The 18,789-nt window shown below is 71.1% G+C and carries 18 protein-coding genes; 16 read left to right on the forward strand and 2 right to left on the reverse strand.

Features of this window, described 5'->3' with window-relative positions:
- The first annotated feature begins 59 nt into the window (after positions 1-59).
- The 3 genes from ATL45_RS23845 (at position 60) to ATL45_RS23855 (ending at position 3,008) form a co-directional block, all read left to right on the forward strand.
- A complete protein-coding gene (locus ATL45_RS23845) occupies positions 60-1,592 on the forward strand; it encodes an NAD(P)H-binding protein (RefSeq protein WP_093154228.1) in 1,533 nt (510 codons plus the stop codon).
- 208 nt (positions 1,593-1,800) lie between these two features.
- Positions 1,801-2,709, forward strand: a complete 909-nt coding sequence (locus ATL45_RS23850) for an EamA family transporter (protein WP_121505390.1) — start codon at positions 1,801-1,803, stop codon at positions 2,707-2,709.
- Between the two features lie 50 nt (positions 2,710-2,759).
- Positions 2,760-3,008, forward strand: a complete 249-nt coding sequence (locus ATL45_RS23855) for a hypothetical protein (protein ID WP_121505391.1) — start codon at positions 2,760-2,762, stop codon at positions 3,006-3,008.
- A 45-nt stretch (positions 3,009-3,053) separates the two neighbouring features.
- On the opposite strand, the gene ATL45_RS23860 is transcribed toward ATL45_RS23855, so the two are convergent.
- Together ATL45_RS23860 and ATL45_RS23865 are read right to left on the reverse strand one after the other, a co-directional pair.
- Entirely contained in the window at positions 3,054-3,947 is an 894-nt protein-coding gene (locus tag ATL45_RS23860) for an MBL fold metallo-hydrolase (protein WP_093153806.1), read from the reverse strand.
- A gap of 52 nt (positions 3,948-3,999) precedes the next feature.
- The gene (locus tag ATL45_RS23865) at positions 4,000-6,546 is read right to left on the reverse strand and encodes an AAA family ATPase (protein WP_170210332.1); all 2,547 of its coding nucleotides are present in this window, start codon (positions 6,544-6,546) and stop codon (positions 4,000-4,002) included.
- A gap of 224 nt (positions 6,547-6,770) precedes the next feature.
- Here ATL45_RS23865 and ATL45_RS39365 point away from each other — a divergent pair, with 224 nt between their 5' ends.
- The 13 genes from ATL45_RS39365 to ATL45_RS23930 all read left to right on the forward strand — a co-directional run bounded on the left by ATL45_RS39365 (position 6,771) and on the right by ATL45_RS23930 (position 18,622).
- On the forward strand, positions 6,771-8,090 hold the full coding sequence (locus tag ATL45_RS39365; protein WP_211841272.1) for a helix-turn-helix transcriptional regulator: 1,320 nt from the start codon (positions 6,771-6,773) through the stop codon (positions 8,088-8,090).
- A gap of 267 nt (positions 8,091-8,357) precedes the next feature.
- Positions 8,358-8,924 carry a hypothetical protein gene (locus ATL45_RS23875; RefSeq protein WP_093153811.1) on the forward strand — a complete coding sequence of 189 codons (567 nt, stop codon included), beginning with the start codon at positions 8,358-8,360 and terminating at the stop codon, positions 8,922-8,924.
- Positions 8,925-9,257: 333 nt separating this feature from the next.
- Entirely contained in the window at positions 9,258-10,136 is an 879-nt protein-coding gene (locus ATL45_RS23880) for an ABC transporter ATP-binding protein (RefSeq protein ID WP_093153813.1), read from the forward strand.
- Entirely contained in the window at positions 10,133-11,113 is a 981-nt protein-coding gene (locus tag ATL45_RS23885; protein ID WP_093153816.1) for an ABC-2 membrane transporter-related protein, read from the forward strand. Before ATL45_RS23880 ends, ATL45_RS23885 begins: the two co-directional genes overlap by 4 nt.
- Before the next feature lie 55 nt (positions 11,114-11,168).
- A complete protein-coding gene (locus tag ATL45_RS23890) occupies positions 11,169-11,570 on the forward strand; it encodes a GntR family transcriptional regulator (RefSeq protein WP_170210333.1) in 402 nt (133 codons plus the stop codon).
- Positions 11,567-12,412 (forward strand): ABC transporter ATP-binding protein, encoded by an 846-nt coding sequence (locus tag ATL45_RS23895; RefSeq protein ID WP_093153821.1) that lies wholly within the window; start codon positions 11,567-11,569, stop codon positions 12,410-12,412. Before ATL45_RS23890 ends, ATL45_RS23895 begins: the two co-directional genes overlap by 4 nt.
- A gap of 139 nt (positions 12,413-12,551) precedes the next feature.
- The gene (locus ATL45_RS23900) at positions 12,552-13,226 is read left to right on the forward strand and encodes a helix-turn-helix transcriptional regulator (RefSeq protein ID WP_093153824.1); all 675 of its coding nucleotides are present in this window, start codon (positions 12,552-12,554) and stop codon (positions 13,224-13,226) included.
- 53 nt (positions 13,227-13,279) lie between these two features.
- Positions 13,280-13,693, forward strand: a complete 414-nt coding sequence (locus ATL45_RS23905; RefSeq protein ID WP_093153826.1) for a hypothetical protein — start codon at positions 13,280-13,282, stop codon at positions 13,691-13,693.
- Positions 13,681-14,262 carry a sensor histidine kinase gene (locus tag ATL45_RS23910; protein WP_093153829.1) on the forward strand — a complete coding sequence of 194 codons (582 nt, stop codon included), beginning with the start codon at positions 13,681-13,683 and terminating at the stop codon, positions 14,260-14,262. The genes ATL45_RS23905 and ATL45_RS23910 overlap by 13 nt, the downstream gene beginning before the upstream one ends.
- A gap of 365 nt (positions 14,263-14,627) precedes the next feature.
- Complete coding sequence (locus tag ATL45_RS23915; protein WP_093153831.1) at positions 14,628-15,311, forward strand: helix-turn-helix transcriptional regulator; 684 nt, start codon at positions 14,628-14,630, stop codon at positions 15,309-15,311.
- Between the two features lie 94 nt (positions 15,312-15,405).
- Complete coding sequence (locus ATL45_RS23920; protein ID WP_093153834.1) at positions 15,406-16,764, forward strand: PLL family lectin; 1,359 nt, start codon at positions 15,406-15,408, stop codon at positions 16,762-16,764.
- A 47-nt stretch (positions 16,765-16,811) separates the two neighbouring features.
- Positions 16,812-17,465: a 16S rRNA (adenine(1408)-N(1))-methyltransferase KamC gene (gene kamC / locus ATL45_RS23925; protein ID WP_093153837.1), complete on the forward strand. Its 654-nt coding sequence runs from the start codon at positions 16,812-16,814 to the stop codon at positions 17,463-17,465.
- An 11-nt stretch (positions 17,466-17,476) separates the two neighbouring features.
- Positions 17,477-18,622 carry a DUF371 domain-containing protein gene (locus tag ATL45_RS23930; protein WP_093153840.1) on the forward strand — a complete coding sequence of 382 codons (1,146 nt, stop codon included), beginning with the start codon at positions 17,477-17,479 and terminating at the stop codon, positions 18,620-18,622.
- Positions 18,623-18,789: the final 167 nt, after the last annotated feature.

The raw sequence follows: 18,789 nt of genomic DNA on the forward strand, positions 1-18,789 counted from the left end.
GTCCGGACCAGTCACCTGACGGATGCCGAGCCCGCGGCCGGATCACTAGCGTGACCTCCATGAACGAGCAAGACGCGGTGCTGGTCATCGGAGCGACGGGCAATGTGGGGCGACAGGTCGTGCGGGAGCTGGTGGCGGCCGGGACACCGGTCCGCGCCCTGACCCGCAACCCCGGGGCCGCGCGGCTGCCGAGCGCCGCGCAGGTCGTCCAGGGCGACCACGCGGACCCGGACACCCTGCGCCCGCACCTGGCGGGAGTGCGCGCGGCCTTCCTGGTCTGGCCGCGCCTCGACGACACCGGCACGGCCCGCGAGCTGGTCGACCTGCTCGCCGAGCACGTCGACCGGATCGTGTTCCTGTCCTCCGCCGCGGTCCGCGACGACCTCGACGAGCAGGAGGAGCTGATCGGCCGGGCGCACCGGGAGATCGAGCTGGCGATCGAGCGCTCGGGAGTGCGGTGGACCTTCCTGCGGCCGTGGGCGTTCGCCGCGAACGCGCTGGAGTGGGCCGAAGCAGCCCGCGCGGGAGACGTCGTGCGCGGTGTGCTCGGCGATCACCCGGTCACCATGATCGACGAGCGGGACATCGCCGCGGTCGCCGTCCGCGCCCTGACCGAGGAAGGGCACGCCGGAGCCGCGTACGAGCTGACCGGGCCGGAACTGCTGAGCCCGGTCCAGCGGGTCCGGCTGATCGGTGAGGAAACCGGTGTGGAACTGCGGTGGGCCGAGCTGTCCGACGAGCAGTGGCAGCAGCGGCTGCTGGCGATGGGCTTCGACGATGACGACGCCAAGGCGTTCCGCGAGAACTTCCGGGCGTCGCTGGGCACTCCGCAGCCGATCACCGACGCGGTGCGGGAGGTCACCGGGAAGCCTGCCCGCACCTTCCGCGACTGGCTGCGCTGGCGCGCGGCCGAGTTCACCGACCCGGTGCCCGAGGTCGGCGCCCCGGAAGCGGGCGTGGTGCTGATGAGCACTTGGACGCTGGACGACCCGCAGCGCCAGCGCGCGGCGGCCGACGCGGTGCTGGAGGCGTGGGCGGAGGGAACGTGGCCGCCCGGACTGCTGCGGCACAGCGTTCTCCTCGGCACGGACGGTGAAACCGTCCTCCACTACTCACAGTGGACGGACGAGGCGGCGGTGGCGGCGTTCCGCGAAGCCGACCCGCCGGAGCGCGTCAAGCGCATCGATGACGAGGTGCCCGGCATCCGCCGCAACGGAGTGACCGACTACCGGCTGTACCGCAGCAGGGTCGACAGCGGTTCCCTCCGCCCGGGTTGCGTGGTCGTGGTGTCCTTCCGCACCGACACCGCCGAGACCGGCCGGGGCTTCGTGGACCAGCTGCTGTCCTGGCAGGCGGCCGAACTGCCGGACGGATCGATCGGCGGGATGTCCTCGAACCACTTCCACGTCGGCGTCGAGGGCACCAGCGTCGTCAACTACGCGGAGTTCGCCGACGAAGCCGCCCACCAGGCGGTGGTGGACGGCATGCTCGGTGCCGACGACACCGTGCCCCGGATGATCGAGAACACCCCCGGCCTCACCGGCCTCGGTTTCCAGCGCTTCGTCCCCTACCGGGGCCTCACCCGCAGCTGACACCGGATCTGCGACGCGCGGGCGACTTCCGAGAGGTCGCCCGCGCGTCGCTTCCCGTGCTTGCCTGGTTGACAGGCCGGAAGCGGACGGCTGAGCCGGAACCGGCCGACCTGACCGTCGGCCGCGATCACCGGTGCTGCCGATGAGGTGATGTTGTCGCCCGGCCGACCGGATTGGTGTGGAATCAAGAACCGTGCGGAGCTTCGCGATGATCAGCGCCAGGCGAGCGCGGCGCCGGACCGGTGAGCGGCACCCTGACCGGACTGTGCTCCTGCTGCTCGCGCTGTACGCGTGCTGGGGCTCGGCGATCCCGGCGATGAAGCTGATGGTCGACAGCGTGCCGCCACTCGGCGGAGCAGCGCTGATCTTCCTGCTCGCCGGAGTCGTGCTCGCCGTTGCCGCGAGCGGACGTTCACGGCCCACGCGCAGGCAACTGCGGCAACTGACGCTTGCCGGTGTGCTGCTGCTGGTGGGTGGACAAGGACTCGCGACGGTGGCGCTGACCGCGGTGACCGCCAGCCTCGGCGCGATCCTCGCTGCGGCGATCCCGCTGTGGGTGGTGCTCCTGAGCGGGCTTACTGGAACCCGCGTACCGGCCGCGACGCAGGTGCGCCTCCTGGTGGGATTCGGCGGCATCGTGATCGTCGTGCTGACGGCACCGAACAGTGCGATCGGCGGAGCGCCGTGGGCGGTCGCGGCCTTCTGCCTCGCACCGATCCTGTGGGCGGCGGGAAGCCTGCTGGCGGCGAACGTCGACCGCCCGGTCGATCGAGTGATGGCCACCGCCGTTCAGCTGCTCGCAGGCGGAACGGTGTTGTTGCTGATCGCGTTGGCCCTGGGCGAGTTCAGTCCGGCTCGGTGGTCGGACGTCAGCTGGACGTCGGCGGGGGCAGCGGTGTTCCTGCTCGTCTTCGACTCGCTCGTCGGCTTCATGCTCTACACGCGCTTGCTGGAGACAGCCCCGGCGCCGCTGGTCAGCACCTACGCCTACGTCACGCCGCTCGTCGGCGCCGTGCTCGGCGCAACCGTGCTCGACGAATCGCTCTGGCCCGGTGCGCTCGTCGGTGGCGTCCTGGTACTCGGCGCGGTAGCCCTCGAACTGCGCAAGCGAGCCTGATATGCCTGAATTTAGAAGCTCGGAGGAGCGAGTACTTCAACGATCTGTACGTGCGTGACGCGATTGCTCAGGTTCTTGCTGACGATCAACCGGCGGGCATGCCTGAGATGGTCAGCTTCCGGGAGAAGGTCGAGGTTCTGGACCGGCGGTTTCGCGAGTGCTTGTCCGATCAGCAGATCTACTCGGCTGATGAGTATCCCTGGTGGCGGGCCTACGTTCCTCTCCGGGCTGGAGGGGACTTCGCGGAGCACCTGGAAGTCCTTGGATTCCAGGTCGTCACGGTATACCGGCGAAAGTAGTGCGAGTCGGTAGGGTGAGCGGGCGACGCTTGCAGGACTACGCCATCAGGCGTGTTCGGTGCAGAGGCAGGCTACTCCCTTTTCGATCCACTCCTGGCCGGTCCAGTCCGGGTGTCGTTCGAGCATCAGGGCTTTGACCTCCGCGGCGGTGGTTTCCTCGCTGACCGCTGAGTCTCGGCGGGCCCAGGTTTCGTCCCGGAGCAGTTCCAGGTAGTCGCGGACGTCGGTGAGCACCTGGGGGCCGGAGGTTTCGCCGTGGCCTGGGACGACCAGGGTCGGGTGGGTGTCGATCAGGCGGCGCATCACCTCGATCCAGCGGAGGCCGGAGACGTCGGTGTCGTGCGGCGGGAACCACGGGAAGATCGAGAACTGGCCCGCTTCGACCAGGTCCCCGGTGAACAGGACTCCGGCGTCGGGAACCGTCACCACCTGGTCGCCCTTGCTGTGCGCGCGTCCGGTGGCTCGCAGCTGCACGATCCTGCCGCCCAGGTCGAGATCGCGAGCTTCGGGGTAGATCTCGTCCGGCGCGACCAGCTCGACGCCCTCCAGCTGGCGCGCTACCGGGGCGCCGAGGCCGCGGAACATCTCCAGGTAGCCCGGCCCCTTGTGAGCGAGGTCCGCGGCCTGCGCGCTGTTGACGAGGTAGGTCGCTTCGCCCGCGAAGGCCTGGGCGCCGAACGCGTGCTCGGGGTGGAAGTGCGTCGTCGTCAGGTACAGCCGGCGGCCCTTGGCGTACTCGGCCGCGAAGGCGAGGACCTTCTCGGCGTTTCGCGGGCCCATGCCGGTGTCGACGACCAGCACCGAGTGGCTGCCGCCGATGATGCCGATGTTGGGCACGAGGTCGACGCCGCGGTCGGGGATCACGAGCAGGTCGGGAGCCAGTTCGCGGGCGTTGCCGGGCTCGACGATCGGGTCGTGGGAGAGCGATTCGGAAGCCATGGGACGAGTGTCCTTTCGATCAGCGCCGTGCGTCTTCCTGAACACGTCTGGTTCATGCCGTCAGGTTCGCCGTGCCGTTGAGCATCGCCGCTGCGAGTTCTGCTCGGGAGCGGTAGCCGGTCTTGTTGAAGAACCTGGTCAGGCGGCCTTCCACGCTCTTCTCGCTGGTGCCCAGGACGGTTGCCAGTTGGGAGTTGGACAGGCCTTCGGTGATCAGGGCTGCCAGCAGTCGCTCGTTCTCGGCCACGGTCGCGCTGCGACCGGGAATCGGCATGTTCCGCGCTCGCATCAGCTTGCGCAGGCGTGCGCGCGGGATCAACGCGTCCAGTTCGCCGAGCATCTCGTACGCCGTGTGGATGAGCTTCTGCCTCCCCTCAACGGATTCGGTGACGGCGGCGAGCGTGGTGGCTAGTTCGAATGGACGGTTGCGGGCCTTGGCGAGCTCGATGACCTCCGCTGCGGTGCGCGGATCCGGCTGGACCAGCAGTCGCGCGAGCAACGCGTTGCGCCGTGCGCCGGTGGTGCCCAGCTGGTCCGCGATCTGCAGGAGTCGATCGGCGTATCGCCGTGCTGCGGCCGGATTTCCGGCTTGCGACTCGGATTCGGCGAGCCGCAGCCACAGTTCGTCGGTGCCCGCGGTGATCCCGTTCTCGGTCGCGAAGCGGAGCCCTTCCTCGATGAGCTCCTTCGCCCGCTGGGTCGCGCCGAGCGTGCTTTCGAGCTCTGCTTCCGGGACCGCCAGCAGGTGCGGTAGTAGGAGGTGCTGGGAGCGGGCGTCGTCGAGGACCGTCCGGGCGCGGTTCAGCTGGCCGCGGGCGGTGAGGATTCCTGCCATCTCCCGGTATGTCGCGGTTCGCTCGGGGCCGTGGACGTGGGCCGACGCTGCGGCGAGGTCGGCCCGGGCGAGGTCCAGCGCCTCGTCCCACCGGCCCGCGAAGCTGGCGTCGATCGCGGTCGAGGGCTCGGGAACGTCCAGCCAGCCCGCGAGCGAGAGGGTGCGCAGCAGCACCTCGGAGGCCGGCGTGTGGTCGACGAGCGCGTCGCGTGCTTCCTGCCAGCGGTTGAGCATGTACAGCGCCGTCGACCGGGTGACGATCCGGTTCTCCTCGCCGCCCGGCATCGAACGCCAGCCGCCCTCCGCGACGTCCTGCAAAGTGGCCGTGGCGCCGCTGCCCGCCAGCCCGACCACGTAGATGATCAGCAGTTCCTGCAAGGAATCCGGAGTGAGGTGGTCGGAAAGACTGCGCAGCACGATTTCGGCGGACTGGACGGCGGAGCCGAAGCGCCTGTGCAGCGCACACGTCACGGCGTGCTGGTGCAGTGCTTCGGCGCGCCGTGCGGAGTCGGTGAGCAGCCGGGCCGCCGTCCAGAGCCATCGGTCGGCGCGCTCGCCGTTCTCGGTGCGGGCCGCCGACAGCAGGGCCGCTGCGGTGCGTGCACGGTGCGCCGGTTTGCCCGCGTCCACGAGCCGTTCCGGGAGGTAGTCGGGGGACGGGCAGGTTGCCCTGCCGTGCTGGAGAGCGTTCACCGCGAGTTGCGCGATCAGGCGCCGTTCGAACGGGCCGAGGCAGGCGGTGAGCAGGGTGGCGAGCATCGGCGCGCGGAAGCGCCAGCTGCCCGCCGGACGTCCGGGCAGCACCACGCCTGCCTCGCGGAGCTCGTGCAGCACTTCGTCGACGGCTTCCTCGTCGATGTCGACGGCCTCGGCGATGAGCGCCGTGGCGGCGCTGCCCAGCGGATGCAGCACCGCCAGCGCTTTGATCACCGGCCAGGACGCGTTCAGGTCGGCGAACAGCGGGTGGGTGACCGGCAGTTCGGCCGCGTCGCGGACCAGGTGGGCCTGCTGGTCGACGATCCGCAGGCTGCCCGACCGCTGGTATCCCTCGACGGCGGCCCGCACGATCGCGGGGATTCCAGCGCAGGCATTGCGGATCGACGTCGCCAGGCCGGGCGCGGGCCTGGCCCGGAGCAGGTCGGCGAGCAGCTCTTCCACCGCCGACGCCGACAGCGGGCGGAGGCGTTCCTCGTGCACCAGCGCAGCGACGTCGGGGCCGAGCGCTCGGGCTGCGCACACGAAGGTGACGGAGGAGCCCGTCAGCGCGCTGATCGAGGAGGTCAGGGCGGCGCGGGCATCGGTGCCGAGCCGGTGCGCGTCGTCGAGGAAGACCACCAGGCGATCGCGGCGCCCGGCCAGGACGCTCACCACGCGGCTCAACGCGGTGCGCGGGCAGTCCTCACGGGCGGGCGGCAGGCCGAGTCTTTCGGACAGCCTCGCCACCAGGTGCGGCAGGTCTGGTTCCGCGCGGGGAATGCGGATTTCCGCCGTCGCGATTCCGGCCTCGGCCAGCCTTTCGCGCACCTGCGCCAGAACCGTGCTCCGGCCCGTTCCGGCCGGACCGGTGACCACCACCGCGGGTGTGTCCGGGCGGGCGCAAGCATCGAGCACGCGGGCGAGGACGTCCTCGCGGCCGATCGAACGGACACCCGGATCGGCCGTTCGGGCAGAGGTGCGCGCCGGGGCTGTGCCGGAGGCGGTGACCTGCGGCAGGGTCGGCAGGACGAGTTCAACGGGCTGGATCGCGGATGCGGGAACGAGCACGATCCCAGTATTCCCAGACCCGCCGGAACAGTTCGTGCGCAAAACCATGAGAAGATCATTAAAAGTTCCTTTCAGGGTTGTTGACGAATTCGAAAACATTGCGAGTTTCTGAAATCTGTCATTCCTGATCCTTGGCGTCCCGGCGCATTGCGCGGGATCGGCGTTAACGTCCGCTCAGCGCTTCTTGGAAAGCGGTGGCAGCACTACGGTGAGGGCGGTCGGTCATGGGTCGGGAACAGCCGCGGATCAAGGGCAGGGACAGTGCGCTCGCGGTGTTGCGGTCGGCGTTGCGCTCCGGTGCGCAGCACGGTCGGCTGGTGGTCGTGCGCGGTTCCGCCGGGGTCGGCAGGACTCGGTTGCTGGCGGAGATGAGCCGCCGCTGGCGCACCCACGGCGTTCGGGTGGCCGAAATCCGGGCTGGCGGGCGGGATCGCCACGGCGTGGACGTGGTGGTCGAGGCGCTCCGCAACGACTTCGACCGGCTGGGCGATCCCGGTCTGGTGGACGGGATCAGCGCGCTGGTGCGGCTGTGCGGGTCCGGGGCGGGGTTCCCCGCGGTGGTGGCCGAACTGGGCCGGGTGTTCGGCCGGATCGGCGGCCTGGGCCCGACCGCGGTGCTCGTCGACGACGTGCTGGAGATCGCCGATCCGGCCGCGCTGCTGCTCGCCGCGCGGCGGCCCGGCTGCCTGCTGGTGGCGTCGGTGCGCGCGGACGGCGAGCCGACCAAGGTCGCCGAACTGCTCGACATGGCCGACGAAGTGCTGGATCTGGAACCGCTGGCCGACGGGGACATGGCGGCGGTGGCCGAACTGGACGAGGCCGCCCACCGAGCCCTGCGCACGGCGTTGGGTGAGCTGTACGGCAATCCCGGCACCGTCCTGGCCACACTGGACCTGCTGCGCGAGCAGGGGCGGCTCGTCGCGTCGGGCGACGGCCTGAACACCTTGACCGACCCGGATTCGCCCATCGCGCTGCCCGGTGACCACGACCTGCTGCGCCGAGCCCGCCGCCTCGGCGAGCTCGCCGCTCAGCTGCTCGCAGTGGCTGGCGGAGCGCTCGACCTCGATGACCTCCCATCGGTCGCGGCGGCACTGGGCAGCGACGTCGCCGAGTGCGGGCGGATGGTGGACCGGCTGGTCGGCAACGGGCTGCTGGTGGTCGCTCCGTGGGGGCGGCTGCACTGCGCCTGCCCGGCGCTGGCCGCCGCCGTCGCCCCGCTGCGGCGGCTGCCCGTCGAGCGGAACGCGGCGCGCACACCATCCGAAGTGGACTCGCCGGTCGTCCCGCTCACCCGGCCCGCGCCCGCGCGCGAGCACCGGCCGGGGAGTCCGCTGGCCTGGTCACCCACCGAGGAGCGGATCGTCGAGCTGATCGGCACCGGCCGCACCAACCGGCAGATCGGCACGGTGCTCGGGCTGAGCGAGAAGACCGTGGAGAGCCACGTGACCCGCCTGCTGGCCAAGTCGGGATGCCGGTCGCGGGTGGGCCTGGTGGTGACGGCGAACCGCCGCCACAGCGCGGTGCTCGGACGCCCGGCGGCTTGATCAGCCGAGGCCGTGGCCGTACTCGCCCGCGGCTGTGCGCCGTTGTCTTCCGGACCTCTTCCCGATCGGCACCACGAGTCGGCTTTCCCGTTGTCCGATCGGGCATTCCTCGTTGCCCGATGGCACCCGGCCGTGAATGACGGCCGAGGGTAAGACGTTTCAGCGCGGCCGGGGTTGCTCTTCGGTGACCAATCGAACTCGTGGGCATCCCGGCGCTCCGGTGCGCGTCTTGTGGGGTGAGAAGCGGATCGACCGAAGGAGTGCATCATGAACACCAAGTTCCGCATCGCTGCCATCGCCGGAGTCGCGTGCGTCGTCGGAGTGGGCGCGGTGACCGCGGGTTCGGTGCTGGCCTCGGGTCCGGCGGTGAGCGCGAGCTCGGCGGTGACGGTGCTGGCCGATCCCGGCGAGGTCCCGTGCACCGCCGAAGACATCGACATCACCGTGACCAAGGATCTCTCGCCGCCCGGGGAGTACGAGGAGTTCCTGATCAAGTACTCCGCGGCCACCCCGGAGACCAGCTGCACGCTGCAGGGGCCGCCGATCAAGGCGGGCCTGTTCACCGAAGCGGGCCCGGTGCCCGGCGTCGTGGTCGAGTCCGACGACGGCATGGGGGATCCGGTCCTCGTGGAGGGCTCGATGTTCGGGATCTCGCGGATCTCGCAGACCACCTCCGACCCCGCCAACCCGGTCATCCCGGCCTCGATCGAACTGACCCTGCCCGGAGTTCCCGCCGGTCAGGACTCCCGCGAGGTGGGCGCGTGGCCAGCCGGTGAGCCGGTGAAGGGGTCCTCGCTGTACGCCACCCAGATCACGCAGAGCGCGGCGGGCTGAGCCGGGCCGTCACCGCCGGGGCCGGGCCGCCCCGGCGGTTCGGTGTGTTCGGGGCGGCCTGCTCAGATGCTGATGACGGTCCGGCGAACGGGGTGTGGTCGGGACGTTCGGGGGAGGCGTCCCGGCCACACCACGAGTCTGACCCCTCCGGCGGCCGCTCCGACCGGTGCGCGCGCGGCCGGAGGGTTCTCCTTCACGGACGCCGAATCCGCTGGTGGGCAAGGGGATTCGCGCTCGATCAGCGGAGTTGTGGCGGTTCGGCGGACAGCGGCCCTGGATGCTGATGTATATTTCACTAGTTATCTAGTTAAAGAGTTGTGGGGAGAGGTGGTCATGGGTTCGGAAGAGGTGCTCGCGGTGCGGGCGCACCAGCTGGCCAAGAGGTACCGGCGCAGGTGGGCCCTGCGCGGCTGTTCGCTGTCGTTGCCCCAGAACCGGGTGGTCGCGCTGGTCGGCCACAACGGGGCGGGCAAGAGCACGCTGATGGGCCTGATCGCCGGTCTGCTCAAGCCGACCGAGGGCGAGATCGAGGTGTTCGGGCGTCGGCCCAGCGGAACCGGTGCGCCCGTGGAAGTGGCCTACGTGGCCCAGCAGAAGCCGCTCTACCCGGGACTGACGGTAGCGGAGTCGCTGCGCTTCGCGGCGCGGATGAACACCCGCTGGGACCAGGACTACGCCGAGCGGCTCATCCGCGCGGCGGAGGTGCCGCTCGACGGCAAGGTCGGCAAGCTCTCCGGCGGGCAGCGCACCAGGGTGGCGCTCGTGCTGGCGCTGGGCAAGCGCCCCGGCCTGCTGATGCTCGACGAGCCGCTGGCCGAGCTCGACCCGCTGGCCCGGGAGGCGACGATGCGCACGCTGCAAGAGGAATCGCGCCAGCACGGCATCGGGGTCCTGCTGTCCTCGCACGTGCTGGAAGAGCTCGGAACGGTCTGCGACCACCTGGTGCTGCTGGGCAACGGCCGGGTGCGGCTGGACGGATCGGTCGCCGATCTCGTGGCGGGGCACCGCGTTCTGCGCGGAGACGGGCAGCCGCCCGTCGCGCCGGGCGAGATCATCGACAGCTCGCGCTCCGGGCACGAGCAGGTCCTGCTCACCAAGCGGAGCGGACCGGTGGCCGCACCCGGCTGGCGCGAGCACACGCCCCGGCTCAACGACATCGCGCTGGCCTACATGCGCAACAACGACGACGACAACGCGGAGGTGGCGGCATGATCTGGGTCGCCTGGCGGCAGCACCGCGCACAGCTGATCACCCTGGCGGCCGTGCTGCTGCTCGGTGGTGCCACCGTGCTCGTGCTGCACTCCACCATGGCCGGTCGCATCGAGGAGCTCGGCCTGCGGGCGTGCCTGTCGCTCGTCGAGAAGACGCCGGAGTGCGCGCCCGCGCGGGTGGAGTTCCAGGACGAGTGGTTCGACCTGCTCAAGGTCGGCCAGGGAGCGGTCTTCGCGCTTCCGCTGCTGCTGGGCGTGTTCTGCGCCGCGCCGCTGTTCGCCAGGGAGATCGAGCACGGCACGCACGTGCTCGCCTTCACCCAGTCGGTCAGCAGGCTCCGCTGGATGATCACCAAGGTGGCGATCCTGCTGCTGCCGTCCGCCGTCGTGCTGGCGGTGCTCCAGCTGCTGGTCGGCCGGTGGGTGGCGGCGGCCGAGCAGCTGGGCCCGGAGCGGAGCAGCCCGTTCCACTGGCTGTCCTTCGACACCACCGGTCCCATGCCGCTCGTGCACCTGCTGTTCAGCTTCGCCGTGGGTGCGCTGCTCGGCGCGGTCACGCGGCGTTCGCTGATGGCCGCGGTCACCACGCTCAGCACGCTGGTCGCGGTGCGCGCCGTGACCAGCACCGTGGCCCCGGACTTCCTGCCGGTGCAGCGCTTCACCACGCCCGGCCTGTCGGGCGGATCCGCTCCCGACGTGCCCGGGATCCTGGTGGTGAACAACGGTTTTCTCGCCGCGGACGGGCACGAGGTGCCCTACAGCGCGGTGAACCAGCCGTCCTGCCCGCCGGAGGCGAACGTGGTGAACGGCGAGTTCACCGTCTGCTACGAGAAGGGCGGCGGGGTGACCGGGCAGTTCGCCGACGTGATCTTCCCGTCCGCGGCGCCCGGGCTGCAGCTGGCCGAGGTCGCGTTGTTCGGCGTCGCCGCGGTCCTGCTGCTGGTGGGAACCGCGTGGTCGCTGCAGCGGCAGCACTGATCCGGCGGCACCGGGTTCCGCGCCCGGATGAGCGGGGAGCACTATGCTGGGCCGTATGATCGAGTTCCGGATCGACCGTCGTTCCGGGGTCTCCACGTACGTCCAGATCATCCAGCAGGTCAAGCAGGCCATGCGGCTGGGCCTGCTGGGGCCCGGTGATCGGCTGCCCACCGCGCGCGAGGTGGTGGAGGCGACGGCGGTCAATCCGAACACGGTGCTCAAGGCCTACCGCGAGCTCGAACGCGAAGGGCTGGTCGAGGCCCGGCGCGGGGTGGGAACTTTCGTGACGCGTTCGCTGGCGAGCGAGCTGACCGCCGTCGAAGCGCCGCTGCGGCGCGAACTGGAAGACTGGATGAGCCGAGCGAAGAGCGGAGGTCTCGCCGTGGAGGCCGTTGACGCGCTCTTCGCCGCCGTACGGGACGAGCACTTCCACGTTGAGGGGCCGAACGCACGATGAGCGCGTTGCGCACCACCGGGTTGTCCAAGAGCTACGGCCGGAAACCGGCGCTCCGGGACTGCACCGTCGACCTGCCCGAGGGAAAGGTGATCGGGCTGGTCGGCTCGAACGGCGGGGGCAAGAGCACCTTCCTCGCGCTGGCGGCCGGGTTGATCCGGCCGACGACGGGGCAGGTGCGGGTGTTCGGCGACGAGGTGCGCGGCCGGCTGCACCCGGATGCGGCGTACCTGCCGCAGCACCGCCCGCTGCACGAGGACTTCACCATCGCCGAGATGATCCGGGCGGTGGGCGCGATGAACGAGCGGTGGTCGCCAGAGCGCGTCGAGGAAGCCCTGGCCGCGCACCCGGAGGTGGATCGCGGCAGCCGCGTCAGGTCGCTGTCGCAGGGCATGCGCACCCAGCTCGCGCTCGCGCTCTGCCTCGGTCGGCTGCCCAAGCTGCTGCTGCTCGACGAGCCGATGTCGGATCTCGATCCGCTGGCCCGCGAGGAGTTCCTCCGGCTGCTGCTGGCCGACGTCGCCGAGCGCGGGATGACGGTGGTGCTGTCCTCGCACTCGCTGGGCGAGCTGCGCGACGTGTGCGATCACCTGATGCTGCTGCACGTCGGCGAGGTGCTGCTCAACGGTGATGTCGAGGAGATCCTCGACGACCACCTGGACGTCGTCGGCCCGGCCGACGACGGATCTTCGGTCACCGGAACGGTGATCTGCACGAGACGGACGGGCAGGCAGCAGCGCTCGCTCGTCCGCGCGCCCGGTGCACTGGCGGCGGGCTGGGAAGGACGGCGGCCGGAGCTCGAAGGGCTCGTGACCGACTACCTGCGGGCCAGGCGGGTCGGCTAGTTCCGCCGCTCACGTGAGGGGAATCCCGCTCCTGCCCGCCGGATTCCGCCCGGCCGCGTCCCGCCGGGGCAGGCTGGGGCGGTGGCCGTGCCCGGACCGGGGTGCTCGCGGCCTGTCGCAGCTCGGAGGATGGACGCGGATGAACCAGGCTGAACAGGCGGCGCACCGAGTCCGGCCGCGCACCGCGGGGAATCCGGCGGAGCGGCACCGGGTGGCGGTGTGGGCCGCGGACCCGATCACGTTGAACGGCCTGACCCAGACGCTCATGGGCCGCGTCGAGCTCTTCGTGGCGACCAGCGAGCTCACCGAGGACGTCGACGTGCTGGTCTTCGCCGCGGACCGGCTCACGACCGAGGTGGTGGCGGCGCTGCGGCGGGCCGGATCGACCGCGCCGGTGGTGCTGGTGGCCGGTGAACTGGACCGGTCGCACCTGCTGGGCGTCGTGGAGTGCGGTGTGGTGGCGGTGTTGCACCGGAGCGCGGCGACCGAGGAGCGGCTGGTCGGCGCGGTCACGGTGGCGGCCAACGGGGGCGGGGTCCTGCCGCCGAGCGTGCTGGGGGATTTGCTGCGGCAGGTGCAGGAACTGCACGAGGAGGTCCTGGCACCGCGCGGGCTGAACGCGGCGGGGCTGACCCCGCGCGAGATCGACGTGGTGCGGTTGCTGGCGGAGGGTTTGGACACCGAGGAGATCGGGAAGCAGCTCCGCTACTCCGAGCGCACCGTGAAGAACATCATCCACGCGATGACCAGCAGGCTGAAGCTGCGCAACCGCGCGCAACTGGTGGCCCACGGGCTGCGCACCGGCGTCATCTGAGCACCTCGAAGGCGAGCTAGGGGGCTGTCGATCGTGTCCTCGGGGGAGCACCGGTGAACGCAGTGCTGGTCGTGCTGTCGGGGTCGGTGGGCGTCGGACTGCTCGATGTCGTCGCGCTGCGCCTGCTCCGCCCGTGCCCGGTGGGCTTCTCGCTGCTCGCGATCATCGGCATCACCGTGTGCGTGCTGAACACGAGCACCGTCACCACCGTGCTGATCGCGCGGTCGGTCGAGGTGCCGCTGACCGCGCACGTGACGATCAACCTGCTGGCCGGTGCGGTGTCCGTCCTGATCGGACTGCTGCTCGTCCGCGTGGTGCTGGCCGGTCGCGGCCGCCGGGCCGTGGTGGTGCCGGACGCGCCGCGAGTTCCCGGCTTCGCGAGCGGGCGGCGGTGTCGCGGCACGGGCTGGTCGGCCGGGTCTCCCGCGACCCGGTGCACCGGATCCAGGATCGGATGGAGTCCATAGTGGATGGATCGGTCGATGAGCTGCCCCCGCACTGCGGTCAGATCCGCGCCAGCACCGAGCGGTTGCTGGGCGTGGTGGACGATCTGCTGGCGCTCTCCCGGATCCGAGCGGGCGACAGCGGCCCGGAACCGCGCGAGGTCGTGCTCGACGATCTCGTCAGCGACGAGGTGGCCGAACTCGGCGCGCTGGCCGACGAGAACGGCATCCGGCTGCGGGCCGAAGTGGTCGAGCAGGTCCTGGTGCGCGTGGACGGCCGGATGACCCGGGTGCTCAACGAACTGCTGAGCAACGGCATCCGGTGCAGTCCGGCGGGCGCGGTGGTGTCCGTCGGAGTGCGGGCGTCCGGCGGGCAGGCGGTGGTGTCGGTGGCCGACGAGTGCGGTGGAATCCTGGAGCTCGACCTCGGATCGGTCTTCGAAGCGAGCCCCGGGCTGGTCATCGCCCGGGAGATCGTGCGGGCCCACGACGGCGGCATCTCGGTGCGCAACGTGCCCGGCGGCTGCCGCTTCGAAGTCCGGCTGCCGCTGCCCCAGGAAGCCGGGACTACTTCCCGGCGGCCTGCACGGTGACGCGCTCGACGGCCTGGACCGCGAGAGCGAATTTCGGCTGAACCCGGGAGCAGCCCGCGCCCGTGTAGCAGGCGCGCGGACGTGGCGGTCACGTTGCGCTCAGCGGTGTGGTTCGGGATTGCCCGGACGAGGGAGGAAGTACGTGCAGCACCTGGTCGAGCGCATCGGCGCCAGGGGCCGGCGGCACGTCGTCCTCGTGGGTCGAAGTGGACTGACCAGGCCACGTGGGGGATATCCCGGCGCGGCCGCTCCGCACCCCGCGACGGCGTCGACGTTTGGCGCAGACTCGTGGTGTCCGCGCCGCGTCGTTCGCGGGCGGCGCGGTGCACTGCTGCTCGTGGTTCAGGTTCGGAGGGTGAACGAGGATGACTTCCCAGACCGGATTGGTGACGCGCCCGGCGGACCGGGCGGCGGGGAGAGAATCGGAGGAACGGGCGCGGGTGGCGATCTGGGCGGCCGATCCCATCACGCTGACCGGCCTGACCCAGACCCTGACGGCGCGCCTGGACGTGTTCGTCGCGGGCGACGAGCACCCCGGTGACGTGGACGTGCTGGTGTTCGCGCCGGAACGGGTCGATGCCGCGGCCACCGCCGCGCTGCGCCGGGCGGTCGCCCGGTGGTCGGCGCCGGTGGTGCTGGTGACCGGCGATCTCGACCGCTCCCACCTGATGAGCCTGGTCGAATCCCGGGTGGTGGCGGTGCTGCACCGGAGCGCGGCGACCGAGCAGCGGTTGATGCGCGCGATCGACCTCGCGGCGAGGGGCGGCGGGGCGATGCCGCCGAACCTGCTCGGCGACCTGCTGCGGCAGATCAAGGACCTCCAGCAGGACGTGCTGGCGCCGCTGGGCATGAACTCCGCGAGCATGACCCCGCGCGAGATCGACGTGGTGCGGCTGCTGGCCGACGGCCTGGACACCGAGGAGATCGGGAACCGGCTGTGCTACTCGCAGCGCACGGTGAAGAACATCATCCAGGCGATGACCAGCCGCCTCAACGTGCGCAACCGGCCGCACCTGGTCGCCTACGGACTGCGGACCGGTGTCATCTGAGGGCCTGTCCCGCGCAGTGGAGTGCCCGCCCGCACGAGCGCACTACCCGTTAGTGTGACGCTCAGCGATGACCACACTACAGGGATGGGGTGGCATGCCACTGTTCTCGGGTCGCGGCCGATCGAAGAGCCCGTCCGGCGGGCGCGGTGGTTCGCGGCCGGTGGGGCCGGATTCCGGACCGTTCTCGGTCGAGACCCAGCGGCCGAAGCCCGCACCACCGGCCCGGCGTCGCAACGACCACAAACTGCTGGTGCTGGCCGGTATCGGCGGCTTGGTGCTGATCGCGGCACCGATCGTGGTCTTCAGCCAGCTGGCGGACCAGGCCGGGCCAGGCGGGGTTCCAGCGGGCTCCGAGGGGTCCGTCATGGGCGAGTACGACCTCGAAGAACCCTATCCGGCTTCACCCCTGCTCCAGGTCTCGCCGCTGCCCGGGGCGTCGTCCCGGTTGGACGGATCGGGGCGGGTGGTGCTGGCGGCGACCAGCGCGAGCGGGTCCGTGCTGATCAGTTCCCAGACGGACGGTTCCCAGGGGCCGGAGCTCAACGGGTGGGTGGACCTGGGCGGCAGCGCCGCGGGCGATCCGGTCCTGGCCACCAACGCGATCGGTGAGATGACCGCTTTCGCCGTCGGCACCGACGGTCACCTGAGGCAGAACCGCGGCCTCAAGCCCGCCGTGGACGGCGAGAGCGAGTGGCGCGATCTCGGGGGCGAGCAGCTGGTCGGAATGCCTGCCGTGGCGCAGGGCGCCGACGGCAAGCTGGTCGTGGCGGCTCGGGGCGCGGACGGCTCGTTGCAGGTGATCCAGCAGACCGCGGTCGTGGCCGACACCTGGGGCGAGTGGCAGCGGTTGCGGGCGCCAGCGGCCCACGATCCGGCGCTCTACCGGGATTCGCACGGCAAGCTGCGGATCTTCGCGTCCGGGCCGGACGGGCAGCTGCGGACGATCTCGCAGGCCAGCACCTCCGCTGCCGAGTGGAACGTGCCGCAGGACCTGGGCGGCTCCGTCGCGGGCCCGCCCGCGGTGGTCATGGATCTGGAGGGCAGGCTCCGGGTCTTCGCGCTGCACGCCGACGGTTCGCTGACGCACAACGTCGAGGCGGATGCCGCGTCGAACGCGTGGGTGGGCTGGGCGGATCTGGGCGGGCAGCTGGAGGGCAAGCCGTTCGCCACCACGGGGCACAGAGGCGGCGTGGCGGTGCACGTGCTGGACCGCGACGGGACGCTGCGGGAGGTCTACCAGGCCGGGGTGAACCGCGAGAAGTGGTCGAAGTGGCAGGACCGCGGTGGCAACGTCGCGAGGGCGGTGTCGGTGATCCAGGACGCGCAGGGCCGGTTCGTCGTGCACGCGATCGGCAGGACGGGCGGCATGGAGCGGGCCTACCAACGGGTTCCCTCCTCCAGCGACTGGTCCGGCTGGGCCGCCGATCTCGGCGGTGCCTTCCGCACCGGCTGAACCCGCGCGCTCCGCGACCCGGAAGTCGTGGTCACTAGACTGAGCGCATGCGCAGGGTGGTGGGCAAGAACGTCGTGGAGTTCTCCGCGGAGCAGTTCGACGAGATGGTGGAGCGGTACTCCGGCGGGGTCATCCTCGACGTCGGGGCGGGCAACGCCAAGCACGCCTACAAGCTCGCGCGCGGGGCGCAGGACACCCTGGTGATCGCGCTCGACGCGGCCAAGGACAACATGCAGAAGGTCGCCGGGAAGGCCAAGGCGTCCCCGGCGAAGGGCGGTGCGCCGAACCTGATCTGCGTGTGGGCGGCCGCGGAGAAGCCGCCCGCCGAGCTGCACAGCGTCACGGAGCTGCACTCGCTGATGCCGTGGGGCAGCCTGCTGCGCGGGATGCTCGGGTCCGACGCGGAGATGCTGCAGGGGCTCGCGCGGCTCTGCGTGCCCGGGGCGGAGTTCCTGGTCACGCTCAACCTGCACGCGTGGCGGCCGCCGGTCCCGGAGGTGGGCGATCACCCCGAGCCGACCCCGGATTCGGCGATGGAGCAGCTCGCGCCGTACTACGCGGCGGGCGGGTGGACGCTGAACGAGGCGAGGTACTTCGGCGCCGAAGAGCTCGACGCGCTGGCCACGTCGTGGACCCGGCGGCTGGGCTCGACGCGCGACGAGCTCGACGTGCTCGGGCTCACGGGCGTCATCGGGAAGTGACGGAGGGCGTGATGGCGGACGTGCTGCTGCGCATGAAGTGCCGGGGGCACGGCGACATTCGCGCCACGCACGGCAAGACCCTGGAGTTCGCGGTCGATCCGGAGATCACCGCGCGCGCGACCTGCGTCGTGGGGGTGGCCGCCGAGGTGGTCGAGCCCGGTGCGCCGGGGATCGCCGGTCCGGTGCGGATCACCATCGGCGTCGGCGATCGCAGCGCGACCGTCCGCGCGGTGGCGAACTCGATGTGGCGCCCCGGAACGACGGCGGTGGTGCGGCGGAGTTCCGAGCGGTTGGCGAACACGCTGGCCACCGATGCCGATCTCGCGGCGAGCACGCTGCCCCGCGACCTGCTCGACGGCCTCCGCGATCCCGAGTCCGAAGTGGACATCACCGTCGAGCGCGACACCGAGGCCGCCGGCGGGCTGGTGCTCTTCCACGCGCGGGAGAGCGGAAGTTCTCGGCTCGCCGCCGAAGTGGCGTCGGCGGATCACGTCCTGGTCGAGGATCAACCGGCCCGCGCGCTGGTCGCCGCGGTGAAGGACGCCGACCTCCTCGTCGCCGACGCGCGCAAAGCCGACCGGGGAAAGCTGCGCGCCGCCTTGGAAAGCGGCGAGCGCGTCCTGGTGGTGTCCGCCGTCAGCACCCGGAGCGACCTGGTCGCCGAACTCGCCGCGACCGAGGACGCGCCCTTCGAAGTGCTCGGCCTGCCCGCGCAGCTGGCGGTCGCCGCGATCTGCCCGAGCGGGGCTCCGGTGCTGCTGGTCGACGACACCAACCGCAGGGCGATCGTCAAAGCCGTCCGCAGGCACACCAACGCCGCGGTCGTCTTCCGGTGCGCGGCCGACCAGTTGCCGGGAATCGTCGAGGAGGCCGGAGAGCGCCGAGTGGCACTACTGCCTGCGGGCACCTCGGAACGCCCGTGGCTGGGCACCACGTCGGAGCTGCCATCCGGCGGATCCACCGAGATCTTCTGCTGCCTCGCCCCTGTGGCCGCCGCCGGCGAGGACACCGACGTCGACGCACCCGGCCTGATCCGCGCCCTGCTCGCCCAGGGCGTCTCGCAGAAGACGATCTCCCGCGCGCTGATCGACTCGGCGGGCTGGTCCCGCCGCCAGGCCTACGACCTGGTACTGAGCCTCACCGACGACTCAGAGTAGCCGGATCGGGCGGACATGGCGGGCGTAGCGCAAAGCAGCCACCGCTGCTCACCTGTGTGGGTTACGTGGTTCCCGGGGGTTGGCTACTCCGTGTTTCGGTTCACCCCGTTCTGGTTGGACAGGCCGGGGGTCCGGGCCTGAGACTGGATGCCGGGCAGCCGATGGGG

The sequence above is a fragment of the Saccharopolyspora antimicrobica genome (assembly GCF_003635025.1).
Taxonomy (GTDB): domain Bacteria; phylum Actinomycetota; class Actinomycetes; order Mycobacteriales; family Pseudonocardiaceae; genus Saccharopolyspora; species Saccharopolyspora antimicrobica.

Bases quoted from the DNA above. Each gene is read 5' to 3' on its own strand.
- ATL45_RS23845 (WP_093154228.1), top strand. From the start codon at position 60: ATGAACGAGCAAGACGCGGTGCTGGTCATCGGAGCGACGGGCAATGTG.
- ATL45_RS23850 (WP_121505390.1), top strand. From the start codon at position 1,801: ATGATCAGCGCCAGGCGAGCGCGGCGCCGGACCGGTGAGCGGCACCCT.
- ATL45_RS23860 (WP_093153806.1), bottom strand. From the start codon at position 3,947: ATGGCTTCCGAATCGCTCTCCCACGACCCGATCGTCGAGCCCGGCAAC.
- ATL45_RS39365 (WP_211841272.1), top strand. From the start codon at position 6,771: ATGGGTCGGGAACAGCCGCGGATCAAGGGCAGGGACAGTGCGCTCGCG.
- ATL45_RS23875 (WP_093153811.1), top strand. From the start codon at position 8,358: ATGAACACCAAGTTCCGCATCGCTGCCATCGCCGGAGTCGCGTGCGTC.
- ATL45_RS23880 (WP_093153813.1), top strand. From the start codon at position 9,258: ATGGGTTCGGAAGAGGTGCTCGCGGTGCGGGCGCACCAGCTGGCCAAG.
- ATL45_RS23885 (WP_093153816.1), top strand. From the start codon at position 10,133: ATGATCTGGGTCGCCTGGCGGCAGCACCGCGCACAGCTGATCACCCTG.
- ATL45_RS23890 (WP_170210333.1), top strand. From the start codon at position 11,169: ATGATCGAGTTCCGGATCGACCGTCGTTCCGGGGTCTCCACGTACGTC.
- ATL45_RS23895 (WP_093153821.1), top strand. From the start codon at position 11,567: ATGAGCGCGTTGCGCACCACCGGGTTGTCCAAGAGCTACGGCCGGAAA.
- ATL45_RS23900 (WP_093153824.1), top strand. From the start codon at position 12,552: ATGAACCAGGCTGAACAGGCGGCGCACCGAGTCCGGCCGCGCACCGCG.
- ATL45_RS23910 (WP_093153829.1), top strand. From the start codon at position 13,681: ATGGAGTCCATAGTGGATGGATCGGTCGATGAGCTGCCCCCGCACTGC.
- ATL45_RS23915 (WP_093153831.1), top strand. From the start codon at position 14,628: ATGACTTCCCAGACCGGATTGGTGACGCGCCCGGCGGACCGGGCGGCG.
- ATL45_RS23920 (WP_093153834.1), top strand. From the start codon at position 15,406: ATGCCACTGTTCTCGGGTCGCGGCCGATCGAAGAGCCCGTCCGGCGGG.
- kamC (WP_093153837.1), top strand. From the start codon at position 16,812: ATGCGCAGGGTGGTGGGCAAGAACGTCGTGGAGTTCTCCGCGGAGCAG.
- ATL45_RS23930 (WP_093153840.1), top strand. From the start codon at position 17,477: ATGGCGGACGTGCTGCTGCGCATGAAGTGCCGGGGGCACGGCGACATT.